General features: G+C 39.8%; 14 protein-coding genes. 12 read left to right on the top strand and 2 right to left on the bottom strand.

The window, feature by feature from the left end:
* The first annotated feature begins 172 nt into the window (after positions 1–172).
* From E5331_RS10890 to E5331_RS10835, 12 genes are all read left to right on the top strand, one after another.
* A complete protein-coding gene (locus tag E5331_RS10890) occupies positions 173–3,211 on the top strand; it encodes a SusC/RagA family TonB-linked outer membrane protein (protein ID WP_123481441.1) in 3,039 nt (1,012 codons plus the stop codon).
* Positions 3,212–3,229: 18 nt separating this feature from the next.
* Entirely contained in the window at positions 3,230–4,906 is a 1,677-nt protein-coding gene (locus E5331_RS10885; RefSeq protein WP_123481440.1) for a RagB/SusD family nutrient uptake outer membrane protein, read from the top strand.
* 29 nt (positions 4,907–4,935) lie between these two features.
* Positions 4,936–6,405 carry a DUF4960 domain-containing protein gene (locus tag E5331_RS10880; protein ID WP_123481439.1) on the top strand — a complete coding sequence of 490 codons (1,470 nt, stop codon included), beginning with the start codon at positions 4,936–4,938 and terminating at the stop codon, positions 6,403–6,405.
* Positions 6,406–6,515: 110 nt separating this feature from the next.
* Positions 6,516–8,882 (top strand): LamG-like jellyroll fold domain-containing protein, encoded by a 2,367-nt coding sequence (locus tag E5331_RS10875; RefSeq protein ID WP_123481438.1) that lies wholly within the window; start codon positions 6,516–6,518, stop codon positions 8,880–8,882.
* Between the two features lie 163 nt (positions 8,883–9,045).
* Positions 9,046–10,428 carry an alkaline phosphatase gene (locus E5331_RS10870; protein WP_123481437.1) on the top strand — a complete coding sequence of 461 codons (1,383 nt, stop codon included), beginning with the start codon at positions 9,046–9,048 and terminating at the stop codon, positions 10,426–10,428.
* A gap of 212 nt (positions 10,429–10,640) precedes the next feature.
* Positions 10,641–11,315 (top strand): substrate-binding domain-containing protein, encoded by a 675-nt coding sequence (locus tag E5331_RS10865; protein WP_168355209.1) that lies wholly within the window; start codon positions 10,641–10,643, stop codon positions 11,313–11,315.
* A 41-nt stretch (positions 11,316–11,356) separates the two neighbouring features.
* The gene (locus tag E5331_RS10860; protein WP_135984881.1) at positions 11,357–11,932 is read left to right on the top strand and encodes a hypothetical protein; all 576 of its coding nucleotides are present in this window, start codon (positions 11,357–11,359) and stop codon (positions 11,930–11,932) included.
* A 2-nt stretch (positions 11,933–11,934) separates the two neighbouring features.
* A complete protein-coding gene (locus E5331_RS10855; RefSeq protein WP_123481433.1) occupies positions 11,935–16,098 on the top strand; it encodes a hypothetical protein in 4,164 nt (1,387 codons plus the stop codon).
* Between the two features lie 310 nt (positions 16,099–16,408).
* Positions 16,409–18,691: a BREX-4 system phosphatase PglZ gene (gene pglZ, locus E5331_RS10850; RefSeq protein ID WP_135984883.1), complete on the top strand. Its 2,283-nt coding sequence runs from the start codon at positions 16,409–16,411 to the stop codon at positions 18,689–18,691.
* A 16-nt stretch (positions 18,692–18,707) separates the two neighbouring features.
* Complete coding sequence (brxL, locus tag E5331_RS10845) at positions 18,708–20,141, top strand: BREX system Lon protease-like protein BrxL (RefSeq protein ID WP_123481431.1); 1,434 nt, start codon at positions 18,708–18,710, stop codon at positions 20,139–20,141.
* The gene (locus E5331_RS10840; RefSeq protein ID WP_123481430.1) at positions 20,134–20,337 is read left to right on the top strand and encodes a hypothetical protein; all 204 of its coding nucleotides are present in this window, start codon (positions 20,134–20,136) and stop codon (positions 20,335–20,337) included. The genes brxL and E5331_RS10840 overlap by 8 nt, the downstream gene beginning before the upstream one ends.
* Positions 20,337–21,485, top strand: coding sequence for a cysteine desulfurase family protein (locus E5331_RS10835; RefSeq protein ID WP_123481429.1), 1,149 nt, complete (start codon positions 20,337–20,339; stop codon positions 21,483–21,485). Before E5331_RS10840 ends, E5331_RS10835 begins: the two co-directional genes overlap by 1 nt.
* Positions 21,486–21,633: 148 nt before the next feature.
* Here E5331_RS10835 and lysA read toward each other — a convergent pair whose 3' ends face one another.
* Positions 21,634–22,782: a diaminopimelate decarboxylase gene (gene lysA / locus E5331_RS10830; RefSeq protein WP_275441176.1), complete on the bottom strand. Its 1,149-nt coding sequence runs from the start codon at positions 22,780–22,782 to the stop codon at positions 21,634–21,636.
* A 14-nt stretch (positions 22,783–22,796) separates the two neighbouring features.
* A complete protein-coding gene (locus E5331_RS10825) occupies positions 22,797–24,107 on the bottom strand; it encodes an aspartate kinase (RefSeq protein WP_135984887.1) in 1,311 nt (436 codons plus the stop codon).
* Positions 24,108–24,199: the final 92 nt, after the last annotated feature.

The raw sequence follows: 24,199 nt of genomic DNA, 5'->3' as shown, positions 1-24,199 counted from the left end.
ACCATACTGCAAAAACCGTGCCAACATATGTACATTAATTTTTAGAAACTACTTATTATATAAAAAAACAGGATTCCTGTTAATTTTGATATATGTGTCAACATAAATTATATTTATAAAAATAAAAGCTTGTTAATTTTGCGGCAGAAACATTAACCAAAACTAACATAACATGAAAAAAGGAATCCTTACAGCGATCATGTTCTTCCTTACGGCGGTCATGATTCACGCACAGGAAATCAATGTGCAAGGGACAGTAATTTCACGTGTTGATGATGAGCCGCTGATTGGGGCTACCGTCATTTGTGAAGTCAACAAAAAAGGTGTTGCCACAGATATAGAGGGCAAGTTCAGTATGAGCGTTCCGAAAGGATCGGTATTGAAAGTCTCATACGTGGGTTATCAGACAGTAGAGGTCAAGGCAGAGCCGGAACTGACAATCTATCTTGATGAAGATTCCGGGCTTCTTGATGAATTGGTGGTGGTAGGCTACCAGACGGTGCGCAAGGCAGATCTTACCGGAGCCGTATCGGTGATGGATATGAAAGATCCATTAAGTGAAAATTCCGGCAATATCATGAGCTCCATGGCAGGCAAGTTGCCCGGTGTAAATGTAGTTCCGGATGCGGCTCCGGGTGGCACAGGCTCAATCCGCGTGCGCGGTATGTCTACTGCCAACTCAAGCAACGATCCTCTCTACGTGATAGACGGAGTACCGACCGACAATCTCAACTGCATTAACCCTAACGATATTGAGACAATGCAGGTGCTTAAAGATGCCGCCTCTGCCTCTATATATGGTTCGCGTGCGGCGAATGGCGTAGTCATCATCACAACGAAACATGGCAAAGGTGATCGTCTGTCGGTTAACGTCAGCTATGCACTGAGTGCGCAGACAATAGCCAAACGATATGATATGATGAATGCCGACCAGTGGGGACAGGCTTACTGGATTGCTTCACGCAATGCAGGGATGACACCCTCGATACCTCTTTATGGTAGTGGTGAGACTCCTAAACTGGTGGAATTTATCAACGGAGATAAAAACTATCCGACCACCAACACCGACTGGCAGGATCAGGTCTATCAGACGGCATGGACAAACAATCTGACGGCATCAGTATCCAACAATACGGAGAAATCGTCAGTGCTCTTCTCAATGAACTACATCAACCAGACAGGTAACATCGTCTCTTCATTCTATCGTCGTTACTCCGCACGTCTCAACACACGGTTCGATTTCGGCAAATACGTGTCTGTAGGAGAGAATGTGGTTATAGCCAACTGGAAAAACCGTGGTGTAGATGTGGCAGGCGACCGCGGCATACCCTTCACCGCAATGAGCCAGCATCCCGCACTCCCGGTAAGAGGACTTAACGGAGATTGGGCACGTCCGATGGAGTTGATAGGGTCAGACCTTGCCAACCCGGTGCAGCTGATCAATAATGCAGAAGACAATGACCTTCAGAGCTGGCGAATACTCGGCAACGCATTTATCGAGGTGAAACCGATTGAAGGACTCGTATTGAAATCAAATATCGGTATCGAGCATAGCCAATATTTCAACAATACTCTCGGACGTCGTGTGAATCCGGGTGATGTCAACAGTATGAGTTCTGTATATGGTCAGGGCGACACTTGGACATGGACCAACACTGCAAACTATAACAAGACTTTTGGAGAGAATCATCATCTGACAGCTCTCATCGGTAGCGAGGCTATCGGCTACACATTTAAGGATCTCTCCGCTTCACGTGAGGATTACATGTTTGAGGATTCTGATTTCATGCAGATAGGTTCCGGCTCCGGCACACGTAACAATGGCGGCGGTAAGACCCAGTGGAGTGTATTCTCATTATTCGGAAAGATTGACTACAATTATGCTGACCGTTATCTGGCATCGTTCACAATCCGTCGTGACGAGAACTCCCGATTTGCAAAGGGTCATCGTTCAGGCGTGTTCCCCGCAGCGTCACTTGCATGGCGTCCGACGGCAGAATCATTCTGGCCTGCCAACACAGTATTGACCGATCTTAAGATCCGTTATTCTTGGGGTCAGAACGGTAATGCCAATATCCCGCCGCTCTATCCGACATATTCCACATATATCTATAATACCGGCAACGGTGCGTATGATATAACCGGCACCAACTCACAGACCCGTCCCGGCATCACCCTTGCCGCCTCCGGCAATCCGGATCTGAAATGGGAAACTACAACGCAGAACAACATCGGTGTGGACCTTCAATTTCTCAGCGGAGCAATCAATCTTACGGCTGATTACTATATAAAGAAGACCACCGACATGCTTACCATTCCGCCGGCACTTGACGTGGCAGGAGAGAATGCGGCTATATGGCTCAATACAGGCGACATGAAGAATACCGGTTGGGAAGTTTCTCTCGGATATACCAGTCCATCTTACGGCGATTTCTCATGGAATGGATCTCTCAATATCTCGCAATACAAGAATAAGCTTGTCAATCTGAACTCGGTTCAGAAATTTATAGGTGGTGACGTTCGTCTTATCCCCGGTCAGGCAATGGGTGTCTACTATGGTTATGTGTGCGACGGAATCTTCCAGAATACAGCAGAAGTGGCAAACCATGCGACACAGAACGGTGCTGCTCCAGGTCGTTTGATCTACCGAGACCTTGACGGCAACGGAGTGATAGACGACAACGACCGTTGCATCATAGGCAACCCGAACCCGGAGATCTCACTCGGTCTTAATCTCGGATTCCGCTACAAGTCATTGTCATTGGATATGTTCTTTGCAGGCGACTTCGGACAGGATATCATCAACCACATGAAACGCCAGCTCTACTTCATGAACTATGGCAACCTCACTACTAACCGCAGCGTTGACGTTCTCAATGCATGGACTCCCCAGAACACCGGCAGCGACATCCCGGCACTCTCTCTTACGGATGACAACAATGAGTCACGTTTCTCAACGTATTTCATCGAGAATGGCTCTTATATGAAGATGAAATATCTGAAACTGTCATACTCTTTGCCGGAGTCAGTCTACAAGGTTATCGGTAGCCAAGGCATCGACATCTACGGACAGGTAGAGAATGTGTTCACACTTACCAAATACAAAGGACTGGATCCGGAGATTCTCCCCGGCACTTATGGCTCACTGACCGACAACGGTAGCTATCCACGTCCACGCACATACACAATCGGTGTAAACGTACAGTTCTAACTTTAAATTGACATCAACATGAAAACAATAAAGAAAATACTCAAAACGACAGCATATAGCGTGGCTGCCATCACAATGGGTATCGGTGCGACATCATGCGACAGCATGCTTGACACAAAGCCACAGGGTTCGTTCACATCCTCACAGATAGGGGAGGATGAGGCTATCGACATGATGACTTCGGCGTATGCCACATTATTGTGCCACTATTTCGGAAACAATGAGTCGTTTGCCGGTCCGATCAACAACTGGGTCATCGACCTCCGTTCGGATGATGCGCTAAAAGGTGGCGACGGTGTTACAATGGAAGGCTACATGCATCAGCTTGAAATCGGCAATGTGCAGAGCGACAACGATGTCATCAATTTCAAATGGCGCAACAATTATTTCTCCATTTCCCGTTGCAACACTGCGATCAAGGCTATATTGTCAGCCGGGAATCTTGCAGATGATGTGAAGACAGCTTACGTGGCAGAAATGAAGACTTTACGTGCTTATTACTATTTCGACATGTATCGTCTCTTTGCGAAATTCCCGTATTTTGATGAGACAGTGGCTAATCCGTCGGAATGTCGTGCCGATGAGTACACACGAGAGGAGATTGTAGGCTTTATAAAGGAAGACTTGCGACAGGCTTACCATAATCTCCCGGAAAAGCAGGAAGAGGTGGGACGTTTCAACAGGAATGTAGCGGCTGCCATACTTGCGAGAGTGGATCTCTTCACATCCGATTGGGCAGAGGCAGAGGAATATTCAAACTATGTGATTACTTCGGGTCAATATCAGTTGTATACCAACTTCCTCGATATGTCGAAACCTGAGTTCAACAACAGTTTTGAATCAGTTATGGCGGTGCAGTTCTCGTCGGCAAATTCTCCTGACCAGTTCAACTTCAATAACTGTCTTAACTGCACATGGTCGGAAGGAAATCTCTATGGAAATGGCGACGACTTCTATCTTGCATCACAGGATCTTGTCAACGCATTCCGCACAGATGAGAACGGTCTCCCTTATCTTGACGGCACACAGAACTCAGAGAGCGTGACTACCGCCGACTATGCCGGCAATGTTGACCCTCGCCTTGATTTCACACTCGGACGTATAGGTATGCCATGGCGTTCTTACCAATATAATGAGAAATGGTGCCGCAATCTTGACCTCTACGGTCAGTATTCAGGCAAGAAGCCTTATCCCTCTCCTGATTCACCCTACGTGAAACCGGGTATCGTGCCTTGGGGTGCGTCATCACTCAACTACATCATCATACGCTATGCCGATGTGCTTCTGATGAAGGCAGAGTCTTTGATTGAGCAGAATAAGAATCTTGATGAAGCCCGCGATCTCATCAATCAGGTGCGTGCTAAGGCAGCCCGTTCGGTTGATGCTTCCTACACTCCGATTGACTGCAACCCGATGATAGCGAATTATGCTGTCGGTCAATATTCCGCTACTGCATGGAATCAGGATTATGCACGCAAGGCGGTTCGCCACGAACGCCGTGTGGAGCTTGCGATGGAAGGCTTACGTTGGTTTGACCTTTTGCGTTGGGGTAATGTCGTGGATGTCGTCAACAAATATTATCAGTTTGAGACTGCGTTCCAGCCGTATTATTCAACTGCAAACTTATCGGAGGATGAACTTTATTTCCCGATACCGTTGAATCAGAAGGACAATGCAGGCGATCTCTATAATTGATAACCGTAATCTAAACTAAGGAAACAGAAATGGCAACAAAAATAATATATGGTCTCAGTGTGATGACCTTAGCAATGGGAATGACATTTACCTCTTGTGGTGATTTTGAGCCGACAGGGTATGAGGCAACTCCCGATCTTCCCACTGTTAGGGATATGAAGGCAACCGTCAGCGGACACACGGTGAACGTGAGCTGGCAACTCCCTTCCGATAAGAATATCACAGGCGTGCAGTTCATCAAGAATGCCGACACCCGAAACCCGATAATGCTTGAGGCAAACGCCACATCATACGATGTAAAGGGTCAGCCTCTCGGAGTGGAGGGCTACTTTACAGTAAAGCTATGCTACGGAGATAAATACGTATCCGAGGGTGTGACAGTGACTGCAACATTGCCGGAAGAGCAGCTTGCAGGCGTGACTTCGCTCACTAATACAATTTCAGGCAGAACGGTCACACTTTCATGGGCACTTCCCTCAGCTTCTGGAATTACCGGAGTGCGTATATATCGCGATGGCGACGTTAGTGCCGCTGTGGTTCTCCCGGCGAATGCCACCTCTTATGAGATGAAGGCACAGCCGATGGACGTGGAGATGACTTATACGGTAGAACTGATATATGATGAATATTATCCTTCGGTGCCCTCTACCGTGAAGGCGACAGTTCCGTATATCGCGCCTAAGATGGCATACCTTCTTACCACGAATACATGGCAAGATCTTCCCGATGATGACGAGCGTGCTGCTGCATCATGGTTCGCTTCACAGGATAATGCAGAGTTTATCCAACCGTCGCAGATCGCAACCCTTGAACCGGACCTTTATCCGGTAATCTGGATTGAGATCGACCGCGTGGGTCTTCCTTTGGGATGGCAGAATCTTCCGGAAAATATAGTGTCGGATGAGGTTATCGCAGCATTGCGTGAATATTCTGCAAACGGCGGTAGTCTGTATCTTTCCAATATGGCGACTCAGTTGACAGTGCCGTTGGGAATCGTGCCCGATAATATGGCTCCGACAGTTTATGGCAATGGCGACGGCGGTTCCGGCGACGATGTGTGGGTCATCAACCCTTATCTCGGATGGGATTTCCGCAACGGTTCAGACCAAGGCTTCTATGATCGTACTGCACACGCTATCTATGATGGCTTGACCCTTGAGGATCCTAACGGCTACGGCTATGAGAATCTGCCACTTATCGGTCCCGGTCAACGCGAAGACCACAACTGCCTGTGGGATTGCAATATCTATGGACGCGGAAGCTATCCTGACGTAATCGCCAATTTTGAGGCAACTACCGGTTCGCTTGTGCTTGCAACTTGGGGTCATGTACGCGACCACTGTGTCGCCGGTCTGGTGGAATTCTATTCAAATGCCAACCACGGCAGATGTATCGCCAATGGTTTTGCGGCTTATGAATGGAATCAGAATTCCGGAACCAATCCTTATCAGCATAATGTGGAGAAACTCACTTCAAATATCTTGAACTACCTGAAATAATCAGGAATAAAACATCGTTATAGACATAAATTTGCAACCTCGGAAGCAAATCATCCGTATCGGATGGATGGCGTGGCTTCCGGGGTTATTTAAAATAAAGGAATCATATTATGAAAATAAGACAGATCATATTGCCGTCGTTGCTATTGTCAGGGGTTACTGTATCTGCTGATATAGTGGCACATTTCCCTATGGACGTGAAAGACGGCGAGATTACTGATGTCGTCAGCGGACAGAAATCTACAGTTGAAGGGAATTTCGTGCCGGAGAATCTTCCTGGTGCGGTAGGGGAGGCATTACGTTTCGATGGCTACACTTCAAAGGTGACAGCGGTTCTTGGAGAATTATTCCCTGCGGGAAGCACACAACTCACCATGTCGGCGTGGGTGGCACTCCCATGTTATCCGATAATCCAGATTGACACCGACACAAAAGAACAGACGGCAATAGTCAGCTGTCTTGATGAGGAGAATAAGACCGGCTTCGGATTCTATGTGGGGTTTGATGGGAAATACTCCTTCCGTTCCTACATAGGTGGATGGCCTGTGGATATACAGGTGGATAGTCCGTTGCCGGTGTATCAGTGGAATCATCTTGTAGCAGTCGTGGACTGTGCTGCAAAGAAAGCTGTGTTGTATAATAACGGTGAGGAGGTCGGTTCCTCAAAATGTACAGGTTCGTTCGGCTTCGCTGGTGGCAATCTCTATATGGGGCAATCAAAAGCCAGCCGGAAGAGTGGTCCGTTTGAACTGATGTCGTTCAATGGCTTGATAGATGATGTCAAGATATGGAACGAGGCATTGCCTGTGGAGTCATTTGCTTCCGAACGTCCGGAGAATCTTGCCAATCTTGATATCCCTGCATCCCGCTTTTCAGAAGACTTGTTGCGTCCTCATTTCCATGGGATGCCGGCAGCGGGATGGACCAACGAGTGTCATGGCATGTGGTATTCCGATGGCAAGTATCATCTTTTCTTCCAGAAGAATGCGGATGGTCCGTATATGGCACGTCTGCATTGGGGGCATATCACAAGCGAAAATCTATGTGAATGGCAGGAAGAACCTATTGCTATCGCGCCGGGAGAGAGCTACGATATAAAGGGATGTTGGAGCGGATGTGTGTTTGCAGATGATGAGATTACCGGAGGAGAACCTAACATACTCTATACGGCAGTGGATTATGCCAAGGCTACTATTGCTCAGGCTGCTCCCAAGTCGGAAGATTTAATAGAATGGACGAAGTCACCGCGCAATCCGATAATAAGCGGGCGTCCGCAAGGATTGTCGGATGATTTCCGCGATCCGTATTTCTTCAGAAACGGTGATAACGCATATATTATCGTAGGATCATCAAAGAATGGGGTCGGAACCACGACTCTTCATAAATATCAGGGAGGTAATTGGTCGAATACAGGAGACCTATTCTTCACCGGTACATCCGTAGGTCAGGATGGCAAATTCTGGGAGATGCCGAATATTACGGAGATGTCTGATGGCAATTGGCTGTTTACAGCAACACCGCTTGAAACCTTGACCGGAGTACATACCCTATATTGGACAGGCTCGATAGACGGGGAGGGTCATTTTGTGCCGTCATCAAATTCTGCCACTCCGAAGAATGTTGAGTTGATTTCCAAGGATGGTTTCGGATTGCTTTCACCCACCATATATAAGCATGACGAAAAGGTGATAGCTCTGGGAATTGTGCCGGATAAATTGCCGTCGTCTACTAATTGGAAACTTGGATGGGCACACTGCTATTCGTTGCCACGCGAGTGGAGCCTTAATTCGGAAGGAGTGCTTGTGCAGAAACCATACGAAGGCTTGAAAGATATGCGTTCGGATGCAAATGTTTCATTTAAGGATTGTAAGATTTCGGATGTCATGCCACTTGATGGTGTATCAGGCAGACGGGTGGAGATGCTCGGACAGTTTCAGGTAGGAGCTTCTGCTTTTGGATTTAAATTCTTCAAGGGGGCTACCGGAGAAGCAACAATAAAATATGTGCCGTCAAGCAATGAACTTGTGATTGACTTCACTCAATTGCGTCGCCTTGTCAATGACAATGGGGTGTATGACGGAATCTACAGGGCAGTGCTTCCGGAGCGACTTGCGGAAGGGTCAGAGATGAAGATGAATGTATTTATTGATGGATCCATTGTTGACGTCTTCATTAATGACCGTTGGGCAACATCCGTCAGGGTATTCCCGACTGAAGCTGATGCTGATGGTGTTGAGGTTTTCTCTGAGGGTGGAGAGGTGCATGCCTCCTCCATCGATGCGTGGGTATTGAAATCCGGCAGTATTCATGGAGGCGTGTCGCTACCAGATGCAGACTCCTATAATCCGTCAAAAATTGTGGATGTGTATTCAATATCCGGACAATTAATAAGGAAAGGTGTGTTGCACTCAAATGCGATTGATGGTCTGGAGAATGGGATATATTTGGTAGATAATAGAAAAGTGTTGGTTCGTTGAGCATTTAATCTTATGCTCGACCCTATAAGTGTGTGACAAAAGGACAATAAAACTTTTGTCATACACTTATTTTTTTTTATGAGAGAAAGCCAAATTTTTTCATAGTTGAAAAAATAATGTTTAAATTTGCATTTCAAATGTGAAAAGATAATAACAAACCATCATGAAACTCTTTTATAACGTAAAGAAAGCAATTGCTGCGGCAGGGGTTATTTTGCTGACAGCCTCGGCAAGCTATGCGGCGGATTTGAAGTATATATTCTATTTCATTGGAGATGGAATGGGTGTAGCTGAGGTCACTAACGCACAGTGGTTTAATAAGGATGTGCTTAAGAGCGAGACACCGCTTCTGATGACCACTTTCCCTGTGGTGTCGATGATCACCACCCACTCGGCAAGCTCCGGCGTGACAGACTCTGCAGCGGCAGGCACAGCGTTGTCTACCGGTCATAAGACAAAGAACGGCATGCTCGGCATGAACGCCGATACAGTAGCCGTCACTTCCATAGCCAAGACACTCTTTGACAACGGCTATGGTGTCGGTCTCGTGACAACAGTGGCTATTGACGACGCCACTCCGGCAGCATTCTATACCCACGTGCCCAATCGCGGCATGTTTTATGAGATCGGAAAGGATCTTGCAGCCTCCGGCTACCAGTTTGCAGCCGGTGCATCCTTGCGTGGCAGACGTGATAAGAATGGTAAGGAGAACGACCTTATGGATCATTTCAAGAAGAATAACGTGGCAGTGAGCTACGGTATGGATGGCATTGACAAGAACGCTAAACGTCAGCTTGTGTTGAGTCCGTTCCATGAGAAGATGAATAATGAGATAGGCATGGCGATAGACTCCCTTGAAAATGCCTTGACCCTTCCTGAATTGACTCAGGCATGTCTTAACCATCTGATGCGCACGAATCCCAACCGTTTCTTCATGATGGTTGAGGGTGGAAGCATCGACCACAACGGTCATAGCAACGATGGCGGCTCTTCAGTTAGAGAGGTGAAGAACTTTGACAATGCATTAAAGATTGCATACGATTTCTATAAGAAGCATCCCAAGGAGACTCTTATAATTGTCACAGCAGACCATGAGACGGGTGGCATGTCGGTTGGATGTCAGTCCACAGGCTACAGTGTACGTCCGGAGATGGCACGCGGTCAGAAGATCTCGAAGGAGAAATTCGTGGAATACTGCGAGGAGATCATCGCATCCGGCAACATACCGGCATGGGATAACATGTATGAATATCTGAAAGATAAATTCGGATTCGACACAGTTATCAAATTGAGCGACAAGGAGATTCAGGCGTTGAAGGAGGAATATGCCATATCAATGATGAACAAGGATGCTTGGAGGTTTGGCGCGGCAGTGTGCGGGGTGATCAACACGAAGAGCGGTTTCGGTTGGACCACAGGCAGCCACACAGGTCATCCCGTGCCTCTCTACGTTATCGGCTACGGTGCGAACAACTTCTCCAACTTCAACGACAACACCGATCTGCCGAAGAAGATATTGAAACTGACAGGTAAAAAAGCAAAATAATTCTAAGTCCTTATTTACGAAATGTATATTATCCGACGTGTCCACAATCTGTGGGCACGTTTTTTTGACTGTTTTTGTCAAAAAGTAAATAACTAATTACTTTAAATAATATAAAATCATTATCTTTGTGGCATTGGAGATCAACAATAAATCGTATCATGTATAACTTATTGAAAGAAATCTTAATTCAGCGAAAATTGTATCTTGTATTTTTGATTCTATTCTTATTCCTCACAGGTTGTGGAAAGAAGAGTGAGGCAGAGTATAAGATAGGCGTGTCGCAATGCAGCAACGATGACTGGCGTATGAAGATGAACGGCGAACTACGTCGGGAGGCATTGATGTATGATGATGTGGAGATGGAGATTCTTTCGGCAGATGACAGTCCGCAAAAACAGGTGGCGGATTTGAGATACTTCATTGATAATGATTTTGATATAATACTGGTTTCTCCTACTGAGGGTGATTCAATAGCCCCGATAGTGAAGGAGGCTATGCAGCGGGGAATCCCGGTTGTGACGTATGACCGTGGTATTGACAATCTGGATGTAACGGCCCACATGGAGGTAGACAATTATGTGCTGGGGAAATCAGCAGCGGAATATGCCCGGTCTATTCTGAAAGATAATATCAACGTGATAGAGATAGAGGGGGTCAGAACGATGACACCTACAAAGAAGCGTCACGAAGGATTTCAGCAGACTCTCTCATCTTATCCCAACGTAAAGGTATTGACGTCGATATCAGGCAACTGGAAAGAATCGGAGGCTGCCCATATTGTGGATTCCCTGCTGAGAATCTATCCGCATACCAATCTTATATATGCCCACAACGACCGTATGGCTATAGGAGCTTCCAAGAGTGCTGTCTCAATGGGTAGATTGTAGAAAAGAAATCAATAACTCCTTTTGGAAAATTAATTGCCAAATTGGGATGTGACAATGCTGTAGCATGGGGACTGATTGTTGAAAATTTGGTATATTCAGCTCAGTTTAATTGGTGGGTTAAATCTGTATCTTTTGATATAGACTATACTCCAGAAATGATTAAGAGTATGCTTGAAAATGAAACAAAAAATGTACAAACCCATGTAGTATCTGCATTTAAAAATATTTTCATTTCAAACAAAATTTTAGGGAAAGAATTAGGACTCGGTCTATGTGATTGGAATCTAAAAAATGACAAGAGACATCTGAATTCAATACGACGAATAGCTTGGAATGATCCTGATTCTAGGGTTATTCTGTATGGATTATACAAATTTGCTGAAGCGTGTGATAGATATTATCAGTTTACTTTAACTGATTTGCTTAATGACTCAATAGATAGAGATGGTATTAGTCCAACAAGAATTTTTGGACTAAAAAGAGATGAAATGATAAATATTTTGAATGGACTCTCAATCAATTATTCCGAATTTATTTCTGTATCTTTTACACTTGATCTTGATAATATCAATCTTCGTGAAGATAAGTCGTCAGATGATATTCTTAATCTATTTTAATCATGAATAAATATAGTGAATATTTTGATATTGACCCAGATTATTTTCCTGCGGTTAATAGTGATATAATTAAAAAAGAACCAGATTTGTGGAAAAAATTCTTTCCGCATGATTCTTTTGTGAAGCTAATAACAAATGTAGTAAATGTCTTAAACCGTTCAAGTAAATTAAATATTTGGGTTGAGGGGTCTTATGGGACAGGTAAGTCACATGCAGTAATTACTCTAAAGAAACTATTGGAAGCGAATTTAGAGGAAACAGAAGCATATTTTGACGAATATGCCACACTGAATTCTGATTTGAAAAAGAAATTTATTCTTGCAAAGCAGAATGGAAAAATTATTGTTGTCCATAGATATGGTTCTTCGTCTATAAATAGTGACAATGACTTAATCTTAGCTATCCAAGAAAGTATTGAATCTGCATTGAAAGATGAAGGTATAAATAATGTAGGTATAGATGCATTAAAAACATCTGTTATAAGATACCTTTCTGATCCAGAAAATAAAGCAAGTTTTGAAATTTATGTCAAAGGAAGTTATGCAGACCTTTTTGGTTGTGATGTGGATGCCATAATAAATAATCTTCAAGATTTTGAGGGAATTGCACTACAGGAACTAATGAGGAAAATTTTCAAGGTTGCAAATGAAAAACAGATTAGGGCATTTTCTCTTGATCCCAAAGGTCTCTGTAATTGGATTCATCATGTTATTGAAGAAAATAACTTGTCCGGATTAATTTTTATTTGGGATGAATTTACTGAGTATTTGATTAACAATCGCAATAGACTTACGGGATTCCAAGAAATAATAGAATTAAGTCAAACTGATAAATTTTGTTTTATTCCAGTCACTCATAAAAGTGAAGGTCTGCTTGAAGAGTCTATACGAAATAAAACAATGGGTAGGTTCATTAAGCCTACGAATCAGATTGAATTGCCGGAAAATACAGCATTTCAACTGATGGGTGCTGCACTTAAGAAAAAAGAGATATTGGAAGATGAATGGAATGAAATAGTAGAAGATTTACAATTTCGTACATGCGATTCAAGAAGAAAAATAAAGAATAAAGTGGGAATTAAGGATAATGAATTGAGGGGAATATTACCAATACATCCTTATTCTGCATATATCCTTAAGCATATATCGGCATCTTTTAATTCTAATCAAAGAAGTATGTTTAATTTTATTAAAAATAGAATTGAAGATTCTGATATTAAGACATTTCAATGGTTTATTGATAATGTTGGACCAGAATCAGAAAATCCATTTCTTTCAGTGGATTTTTTGTGGAGTTATTTTTATGAAAGTGATAGGGATGCTTTGACTCCTAATATTAGATTAATCTTGGATAATTATTCAAGATTGGCTGGCACTCTTGATAATACCGAAAAAAGGATTCTTAAAGCTGTATTGTTATTGCAAGCATTAGCGGTTAAGACAAATTATGCAGTTGAGATTCTATTGCCTAATGAAGAAAATATCAATATGGTATTTGAAGGATCTGATCTTGAAAATGGAGAGGCTGCCCGTTGTGCTGAAAAACTTGTGAGGGATAGGGTATTATTTAAGAAGAAAATTGGACGTGATAATGAAATATTTGCTGTCCTAAATGGCGAATTTGATTCTTCTCAGATTGATGAAAAGAAGAAGTTGTTTTTGAATAAACGAACAACTGATATTATTGAATTAGAACAATTTAATGATGTTCTGGAAATTCCAAATATGCTGAAATTACGTTATCGTATTGATAATGCAACCGCATTTAATTTGGATTTAAAATTTAATCAAATTCAGTCGAAGGCAGAATCTGATAATAGGCATATTTATGCAATTGCGACATTTGCTAAAAATCCTAGTGAGGCTACCACAATATCTCGAAAAATTATAGATTTGTATAATCGTAACATTGATTCAAATGTTATAGTGATTGATTGTAGTCGAACTTTATTTTCCGATAATAAATTTGATGAATGGGTAGATAATTCTGCTCAAGCTGCATATTATCAGGGAAAAGATAAAAGCATGGCAACTACATATCAAAATTATGCTAATAAGATTATTTCTGATTGGAAGACAAATATAGGAAAAGGCAGAATTGTTATTTGCGATGTAGAGAATCCAAATGGTGCAACTTTAGCTAATCTGGATTCCTTAATAGAGGAATTACGTCATATTTGTCTTAAGCGATATCGTTTGGGTTTGGAACACATGAATGTGACTTCAAGTTTGTGGTTGTCGACTTCGTTAAAACTTGGTGTTGAATGTGGTGTTAATGAAAAAACAAGAAATCTGTATAATTCCCCAAGTAATAACACTAAACTTGAAGTGGCTTTAGCAGGTGCGTGGAAAAATGAGAATTATTGGATAAAAAATCCAAGCACACTTATTTCTCAAATAAAAATAGAAGTAAAAGAGTTAATTGAGAGAACGTTGAATGAAGATGGTAGAATATCAATTATGCGTATTTATGAATTGTTACAGGCTTCTCCATTTGCGTTTTTACCATGTAACTTAACTGCATTTATAATGGGGTTTATCCTCAAAGAGTATGTGAATGGAAAATATAGTTGGAGTGATAGCTTAAATAGAGATGAGCTAAGTGTCTCTAAAATGCAAGAGATGATTGAGGAGGTGATAAAAAATGATATTACTCCAATTCCAAGGTATAGGGATAAATATATTGTTACGATGAGCAAGGAAGAGAAGGCATTTGTTGATGCCACATCTTCAGCTTTCCATATCCCAAAATCAATGTGTTCTACAATTGAACAAGCACGTGATAACATAAGATCTAAAATGAAACACTTGATTTTTCCAATATGGACATTAGATAGGATTTTGGATTCTGTTAATATAAATACAGAAGAAGATTTTGTTTCACATGTAATAAAATTATATTGTGACCTTGCTAATAATATAAATTCTGTTAAGTCAGATAATGAAATAGCTATTGAAATAGGTAGATTATGTATGGAAAAACCGAAACTTCATTCAGACCTTGCAATATTATTTTCAATTGATAATTGCAAAAAAGGAATGATTGAATATTTATCAGTTTTTGCACAAGGTCGTCTTCCTGAGTTAGCTGAAAAAATAGAAGACGGTGGTCAATATATTAATGTTGTTCGCCAGAAATTTGATGCGGATGCCGCTGCTTGGGTTTGGAAAAAAGAAACTGTTGATTCTAAAATTACGGAAGTGATATTGGAATATGAAGTGATTCTTGCTTCAACTCCTTATATCGGTAAAACAAAAAAATTATCAGAAACTTTTGAACATTGGATTGAAAAATGTAAAAGACTTCGCTTTCCATTTGCAGCTGTCAAAAATGAAGTGGGAGAATTGCAGCAGTTCCTGTCCATGTTGCTTGATTTGATGAATAATGGTAGTTTGCATACAGATAAACTTCAATTATTTCTTTCGTATATTAAAAAGTATGGAGATAGTTTTATTGCTTTTTGTGACAATCAACGTAAATTTTTTAGAGAAATATATGCAATTGAATTATCAGATTTCTCTGATATAGAAGTTGATGAGATTTTCTCTAAGTTGCCAATAGGAAGTTTTAAACTTGATAAAATTTTGTATCTAAATCAGTTGTTTTCTATAATTGAGGATTTGAAAAAGCAACTTGGATCACAAAAGTTGAGACAATTATGGCAAGATAAAACTGGCACAGATTCTCCTAAAGATTGGTCAGAAAGGTATAGTATGCCAATCTTATGTATGCTGTCTGAATCACAATTGAGAGAATATATTAAAGTATTTGCCACGGTGAACCGTCCAACAGATATGAGATCGGTTGAAGAAGCTATAACTAAGTTGGAAAATGCGACATTTTTTAATATACTTGCAGATTCCAATGAGCGTAATAATGCTTTCCGAGTACATATTATTGGACAATTGGTTACTATACTTTCTAATATTGAAGAAGTGAAGACATATTTAAGAAAATATATATCTGCTTCTCCTTATGATTGGATGACAAGTATTACGATTATTAAGCAAAAACTTAATAGCTTGGCAGAGAAAAAATACTCTGAAGGAGGTTATCAAAAGGCTTTCTCTAAAATTGACGAAATGAATGCAGATGAAGTTAAATCATATTTGAAAGATATGATTAAAAATAATATGACTGTAGGAATTGAAATAATCAACAGCTGATTGTTAGTGATAGTGAAATTTTTAGTTTTATTATCAGCAAAATAAATTGTTGATGTTTATCATATATCTATAATGAATGATTTTGGAGTTAGGAAAAGGAAGTGTACTTGTTATACTGCTAATTCCTTGCTCCAAAAGCATTAAAATATACAGAGGAAAACGTTGTTTGATAAACTTTAACAAGTCGTTTTTGAATGTTTTGCAGATGTCAATTGAGGTATTAAAATTTAGATAATTGCAAAATTCTCAAAAAAATGAAATTTTAATACATGAAATAGGGTTAGGTAATTCATATTTATATAAATTGGTTATGACTTTAGAACAAGTTAAAATAAAGATTGAAAAATATCTTAATTCTACAGATATTATGCCGCGTATTGTTAATGTTTCAAAGGCAGACGATCTTGTTGAACTTAAAAATTATTTTGAAATTGGGAATATAAAATTTATTGATATGGGAGATTTTGCGTCAGTGGATTCTATGCCATTATTTGATAAATTACTTAATTCAATTTCCAAAAATAAAGATATTACTTTTTTATATGGAATATCTACGTTTCTGAAATTATTAGGAAGTGACATTATGAATTTGATGTTGCGAAATATATTGGAAATCGTACCACAAAATAAAGTAATAATTATTTTGGTTGCATGTGATCAATATATTAAGTTGCAAGATCCTCGGATTGTTGATCGGGGAGCTTATATTGCGATGTGTGATGATTGCAAACCGATAAAATTGACATTAATTAATAAGTCTTTAGCTAAGTTTTATGAAACTAATACTTATGGAATAAATCAAATATCTAAATTGATTGAACTGATTGGATTAAATGAAATTTTAATTGAAACAAAACACAAGCGACATGAATTTCCTGATAGTATTTTTGAAATTCATGAACGAAATTCTGCTTATGAAGGAGTTGTAAAATTAGATTCACGTTTTGCGACATTACGGATTGATGAAGAAAATGATGCATTTTGGGGAAATATTCTTGAAGATATTTCAGAAAGAGGATGGGATGATATTATTAATATGAAATTTGGAGGTAAACAGAATTTACACCTGTGGGTTAGAGATTTTGCAAATGCTGAAAAATATGAGAAATGGGTATTTTTTCTAGCGATAAAAACTTTTGGTATTTCGTCCAATGATTATTTATCATATGTTGTGGAGAAGTCCAAAAGTGTAGAGGATTTTACAAAGTTAATATTTAATGCTATTCTTGATTTTGATATTAAGGATAGAATGTTATTTAATAATTTGTATTGTCAACGTAAGTCCATATTGAAGAATTTTTCTAATTATACAGAGGAAATTGTGGATTTTTGTAAAAGATTATATTCTAAAAAGGATAATGCATTATTCTATCTTACGGATAATAGCATGATTGAAAAGGAATATATATTTGAGCATATTGCCATAAACTCAAGAGTCTTATCAAGAGAAAGATTGATTGATATTTTAAATTTGATTTATCCGGATTTAAAAGCATATATGCAGAAATATAATTTTAATAATTGTTTGTTAGATGAATATTTTTTAAATTATAAGTATTTGAAAATAATTAATTTGATTAGTGAATCTCATAAGAATATCGTTGACAAACAAGCAATTGAACGAGATTATAATGCTTGCTTGAACCCACGTTCTTTTTTTGTTAATTCATTAAATTTTTCAAAAGCAATTACTTTTTTTGTTGATGCAATGGGTGTAGAATACTTGAGTTTTATTCAAGTAAAATGCGCACAATTGGGATTAAATTTAAAAATTAATGTTGCAAGATGCGAACTGCCTTCATTGACATGTTTCAATAAAGATTTTAAAGAAATTTTTAAGCAACATGGTGTTGATGTATTGGATATTAAGGATCTCGATGAACTAAAACATGGAGGTGTTAATAGATTTGATTATACAAAAAATAAACTTCCAATACATTTGATATCTGAATTGGATTTAATTGAAAATATGCTTAAACAAGTTGTTGTTTATCTGAGTAATCCGAATATTGAAAGAGTGTTTTTAATTTCGGATCATGGTTCTAGTCGGCTTGCTGTAATAAATGAGAGTGAAAATACAATTGAAATGGTAGAAAAAGGAATACATTCGGGTAGATGTTGTTTAATGACAGATTCAGATGAAATCCCTAAATTTGCAACATCCGAAAATGGTTATTGGTGTCTTGCTAATTATGACAGATTTAAAGGAGGTAGGAAAGCTTGTGTAGAAGTTCATGGAGGTGCCACATTAGAAGAAGTGGCAATTCCAATAATAGAAGTAACTAAGAAAAATAAAAAAATTGAATGTAATATACTGGATGGCTATGAGACTATATTTATTAGTTTTAAGAAAAAAGCAGAGATAAAACTTTTTATTTCTACTTTGTCTGAACAGTATCGTATTTTAATCAATGGTAAATTTTATTCTGCAAAATTATCTGATGTGAAATATCATTATGATTTTGTAATCCCAGATATAAAAAAATCAGGGAATTATCTTTTTGATCTATATGATGGCGATAATATTGTAGTTTGCGGATTATCGTTTATAGTAAAAAAAGAGGGTTCTAATGAAAGAAATTTATTCGCTTAATTTGAATTAAAATAGTATGGAATCTAAAATTAGAGAATATTTTGATGATATGGTAGTCTATAAAGATTTACAGAAATGTAATTTCTTTAAAGATTTAAGTTTGCCATCATTCCTTCGTGATTGGCTCCTTAAAATGTTTGAGGACGAGGATGGTAATTTTGATATGGATGAGCTAACTCAGTTTATTCATGAGTATATACCTTCAAAGAATGAGTGGATTAATATAAAAAACAGAATTATTCTTGAAGGAGAAAAAGTTAAATTGCTAACAAGAATATCAATAGATATTAGTATAAAAAATCAAGAAGTAAACTTTGCATTGCCAGATTTTGGCATTACAACAAAAGATACATTGATAGAAGATTTTATCTGGAATCGATACAAAGATGATTTAGTAAAAGCCAAAGAATCTTGGGGTGTCGTGGAATTGGGTTATAGATATCCGGAAGATAAAATACCAGGAAAAATTAAGCTTGTTAGTTTTAAAAATTTTTGTCCGTATGATATTGACTTGGAATTTTTCAAGGATGTTCGTAATGAATTTAATGTTCATGAATGGATTGATTTATTATTGGGTGCAATTGATTATAATGCTAAAGGTTATGACAATGAAGAGCAAAAATTAGCAATGATAAAACGTCTTCTTACATTTGTTGAAAAAAGATTGAATCTTATAGAACTGGCACCTAAAGGTACAGGAAAGTCTTATCTATTTGGAAATCTAAGTAGATATGGGTATTTATCAGCAGGTAAAACAACAAGAGCAAAGTTATTTTATGACATTGCTCGAAGGGAAGAAGGTCTGGTGTTTTATCATGATTTTATTGCCTTTGACGAAGTGCAGAAAATAGAATTTGATAATCCAAAAGAAATGACTTTAACTTTACAAGGGTATATGGAGCAAGGAACCATTAAAATTGGGGATAAAAATGATGTTGCTGATGCTGGTTTTATTATGCTTGGTAATATACCTCAAGAAAATATGGATGAATATTCCTGTATGTTTGAATCTCTTCCTGAAGTATTTAGAGAAAGTGCATTGATTGATCGTATTCATGGTTTTATTAAGGGTTGGGAAATACCAAGAATGAACGAAGGTCTTAAAATATGTGGGTGGGCATTAAATTCAGAATATTTCACTACAATTATGCATTTGCTTAGAAATGATACCTCTTATAGGGTTATTGTGGATGAGTTATTGGAATATGAAATGAATGGTGCTGATACTAGGGATACTGAGGCAATAAAAAGAATAACAACGGCTTATATGAAACTTCTATTCCCAAATGTAAGAAGCGTAAGAGATATTAGTCATCGAGATTTTATGAAATATTGTCTGAGACCAGCAGTGAAAATGAGAGAGATTATTGTTAAACAATTAGGTATGATTGATTCGCAATATAAGGGAAAGAGTTTGCCGAAATTTTTAATTAGAAATGACTATGAGTAGAAAGGTTAACTGCATAATGTGCGGAAAGAAGTCTTTGGATAAAGATACTATTGGAATAAATAAAAAGTTGTTAGGTGAAAATATTGATACATTCTTTTGTTTGGAATGTTTGGCTATTTATCTTGAATGCTCCATATCTGATATTCAGGATAAAATAGAAGAGTTTAAGGAGTCCGGTTGTAAATTTTTTTCGTGATGGTAAAAAAATATATATATGCTGATAATGCTGCAACTTCAAAATTAAGTGAGGCAGCATTGGATGCTATGCTTCCTTTCTATAAAGATATATATGCAAATCCATCTCAATTATATTCTTTTTCAAGAGAAGCAAAAAAAGCAGTTAATGTATCAAGGGAAATTATTGCAGAATGTATTGGAGCAAAGACGGAGGAAATTATTTTTACTTCTGGTGGAACAGAAAGTGATAATTTTGTAATTAAAAATGCAATATTTCAAAATTGGGATGTAGTTACTTCAATGATTGAGCATAATGCAATTTTAAAGCCATGTGAACAAGTTAAATCTTTAGGTGGGAGTGTACATTTCCTTAATGTTGATAAAAATGGAATTGTTGATGTTTCAAATATTTTGAATAAAATTCAAAATATGCATGGGATAATGTCAATTATGATGGTTAATAATGAAATTGGTACTTTACAACCAATTGAAAGTTTAATAAAATTTGCACACGATAATAACTTGATATTTCATACTGATGCAGTTCAAGCTGTAGGGCATACTCATATTGATGTTAAAACTTTGGATATAGATTTATTATCAGCATCTGCTCACAAATTTAATGGACCAAAAGGAGTTGGTTTTTTATATAAGAAAAGATCAGTAAGTCTTTATCCTCTATTAAATGGAGGAGGTCAAGAATTAGGAAATAGAGCCGGGACAGAAAATGTTCCTGCTGTTGTTGGGATGGCTATTGCATTGAAAGAAAATGTTGACAATCTTTTGAATACACAGATAAAATTAAAAAAAATAGAGTGTATTTTATTGGATAGCCTTTTAAAAAAAGGTGTTAATTTTATAAGAAATGGAATTAATCATTTGCCTGGATTTCTCAGCTTGTCATTTCCTGGATTTAGTGGTGAACAGATTCTTCACCGATTAGATTTAAAGAAAATAATTGTTTCTACGGGATCTGCTTGTGATAGTAATAATACTCAGATTTCTCATGTATTAAAGGCTATTGGTTTAGATGATGATGTTGCAAAAGGAACAATTAGAATTACTTTAGGAAGGGAAAACTCTGAACAGGACGCAATTGAAATTGCAAATTCAATTTCATCGATATTAAAAAATATGAGTATAGAGAAATATAACAATAGAAGTTAATTTCTCTTGATAAGAAATAAGCATTAACAAAAGTTCTTTTTATAGGTTGAAGATTGTTGTAATATTAGACTATAACAAATTATTCCAAACGACAACTTATAAAATGCCTACTTTTGTTAATGCTTAATTTTAAAGATTTAGGGAAGGGTTATCGGCTGAAGAGGGAGGAGGGGAGCGGACGGCAATTGTAGCCGGATGCCATTATCTCGCCGTATGCACCTGCCGAACGTAGGGCTATGAGGTCGCCACGATGGGTGGTGGGGAGGAGTTCGTCTGTACCGAACGTGTCGGATGACTCGCATATCGGACCAACCACGTCGTAGCGTTCCATCTCCGGAGACGTTGAGGTGATGTTTTCGATCTTGTGGTGTGCCTGATAGAGTGCGGGACGTATGAGTGCCGTCATGCCGCCGTCAACAATCACGAATTTCTTGCCGACACCCTCCTTGACGTATGTCACGCGGGTAATGAGTGAGCCACATTGAGCCACCACGGATCTTCCCAACTCGAAATGCACCTGTTGCCCCGGACGGAGTTTCAGATTCTCGTGGAAAATGTCGAAATATTGCTTGAAATCCGGAATCGGGTTCCCATCCGGATCATCATAATCGATACCTAATCCGCCCCCCACGTTGATTGTGGGTATCACTACGTCGGCATATTCATCCTGTAGGGCGTTTATCCTCTCGCAAAGAATCTTGAACGGGGTGAGATCGGTGATTTGTGAACCGATATGGAAATGCAATCCCTTGAAATCTATATATTCCGAATTGATGCAACGCTCTATAAGTCTGCCCAACATCGAGAGAGCTATACCGAATTTGTTTTCAGCAAGCCCAGTAGTGATGTAGTGATGGGTATGCGCGTCGATTTCCGGGTTCACGCGCAACGCCACGGGTGCGATTCTCCCTTGCGATTTGGCGATCTCCTCAATAGCATCGATTTCCGGTTCGGATTCGGCATTGAAGCAACCGATGCCATATTCAAGAGAGATGGCAATCTCCTCATCGGTCTTGCCCACTCCGGCGAACACGATTTTGGGAGCCGGGAATCCGGCATCGATAGCAGCCTTTATCTCGCCGATGCTCACAGTATCGGCACCCATGCCGGCAGCGGCGATTCGTTTCAGTATTTCCGGATTTGCGTTAGCCTTCACGGCATAATGCACGTAGAAACCGGGATATGCAGCCGATTTCTTGATGCAGTTGATTGTCTCATCAAGAAGTTGCATATCATAGTAATAAAATGGCGTGGACTCGGCGCGAAGCCTGTCCAATGGGAAGTATGTCTTCAAAATATTAATAGTTATAATCAGAATAGGTTCTCGCTGAGCAGTTTGAGGGCATTGATCTTATCCTCTTTCCTGATCAGCAGAGAGATATTGTAGTTGCTACCGCCGTAGGATATCATTCTGACGGGTATGTCTTTAAGGGCATTGACCACAGCAGCCTCAAAACCACGGTTCTGCCATTCGAGGTCGCCCACGACGCAGACGATCACCATGTCATGATCTACAGTGACGTCGCCAAACATGGCAAGTTCTTTCTCGATCTCCTTGATGTAGCGTTCGTTGTCGATAGTGACGGAGACGCCTACCTCTGAAGTGGTGATCATGTCGATCGGAGTGTGATACTTCTCGAAAATCTCAAACACCTTACAGAGGAATCCGTAGGCGAGAAGCATGTGGCTACTCTTGATTTTGATTGCAGTGATGTTATCTTTAGCCGCCACAGCCTTTATGGTGTGGGTCGGGGCAGCATTATATATGGTTGTTCCGGGAGCTTCCGGCTCCATGGTGTTGAGCAGTCTTACCGGAATATTTGCAAATTTGGCAGGTTGCACACATGTAGGGTGAAGGATTTTCGCACCGAAATATGCCAGCTCGGCAGCCTCCTCGAAATGAAGCTCACTTACAGGGCTTGTGCCCTCTACGAAACGGGGGTCGTTGTTGTGCATTCCGTCTATGTCGGTCCAGATCTGTATCTCCTCTGCATTGAGAGCCGCACCGAGCAAGGATGCGGAGTAGTCGCTTCCGCCACGCTGGAGGTTGTCGATCTCGCCATCCATATTGCGGCAGATAAATCCTTGTGTCAGATAGATTTTATGGTCGGGATCGGCTGCAATGACAGCGTTAGCCTTCTCCTTGATGTAAGCCTGATCCGGCTCGCCGTCACGGTCAATACGTATGAATTCAGTGGCATCGAGTAGCACGGAGTCAAGACCCTGCTGCTTCATGTAGAGCGCGACAAGATTAGTGGAGAGCTTCTCGCCGAATGCAACCACCTCTTTCTCCTCCTTGATAGAGAACGGACGGTCTACGTAGGAGCGAAGGTCAGAGAATACCTTGTTGATGTAAGCATCCGCCTTGCCGAGAAGTTCCGGATCCGACAATAGTTCAGCTGCGGTGTTCTTATATTTTGTCTCAAGGTCATCGATCTGTTTTCGGGCATTGCCAAACTCTGAATCGTGGATGCTTTGTGATATACTTATAAGGCTATTGGTCGTGCCTGACATTGCGCTGAGCACCACCAATACATTCCCTTCTGCGGCGACGAGAGCCACCATGTTCTTCATTCTTTGTGCGCTTCCTACTGAAGTGCCACCAAATTTCATTACCTTCATAATAAAGATCGAATAAACGGACGTATCTAAAGTGTCGGATAAGACACTGTTGAAAATACCTGTAGAAAATTTTTTGCAAAATTAATAAAAAT

This window comes from Lepagella muris (assembly GCF_004793975.1).
Lineage (GTDB): Bacteria > Bacteroidota > Bacteroidia > Bacteroidales > Muribaculaceae > Lepagella > Lepagella muris.
This window is presented reverse-complemented; position numbering and strand designations above follow the sequence as displayed.

What these genes read in the sequence shown, in the direction of transcription:
- E5331_RS10890 (WP_123481441.1), top strand. Translation starts at nt 173, where the DNA reads ATGAAAAAAGGAATCCTTACAGCGATCATGTTCTTCCTTACGGCGGTC.
- E5331_RS10885 (WP_123481440.1), top strand. Translation starts at nt 3,230, where the DNA reads ATGAAAACAATAAAGAAAATACTCAAAACGACAGCATATAGCGTGGCT.
- E5331_RS10880 (WP_123481439.1), top strand. Translation starts at nt 4,936, where the DNA reads ATGGCAACAAAAATAATATATGGTCTCAGTGTGATGACCTTAGCAATG.
- E5331_RS10875 (WP_123481438.1), top strand. Translation starts at nt 6,516, where the DNA reads ATGAAAATAAGACAGATCATATTGCCGTCGTTGCTATTGTCAGGGGTT.
- E5331_RS10870 (WP_123481437.1), top strand. Translation starts at nt 9,046, where the DNA reads ATGAAACTCTTTTATAACGTAAAGAAAGCAATTGCTGCGGCAGGGGTT.
- E5331_RS10855 (WP_123481433.1), top strand. Translation starts at nt 11,935, where the DNA reads ATGAATAAATATAGTGAATATTTTGATATTGACCCAGATTATTTTCCT.
- pglZ (WP_135984883.1), top strand. Translation starts at nt 16,409, where the DNA reads ATGACTTTAGAACAAGTTAAAATAAAGATTGAAAAATATCTTAATTCT.
- brxL (WP_123481431.1), top strand. Translation starts at nt 18,708, where the DNA reads ATGGAATCTAAAATTAGAGAATATTTTGATGATATGGTAGTCTATAAA.
- E5331_RS10840 (WP_123481430.1), top strand. Translation starts at nt 20,134, where the DNA reads ATGAGTAGAAAGGTTAACTGCATAATGTGCGGAAAGAAGTCTTTGGAT.
- E5331_RS10835 (WP_123481429.1), top strand. Translation starts at nt 20,337, where the DNA reads ATGGTAAAAAAATATATATATGCTGATAATGCTGCAACTTCAAAATTA.
- E5331_RS10825 (WP_135984887.1), bottom strand. Translation starts at nt 24,107, where the DNA reads ATGAAGGTAATGAAATTTGGTGGCACTTCAGTAGGAAGCGCACAAAGA.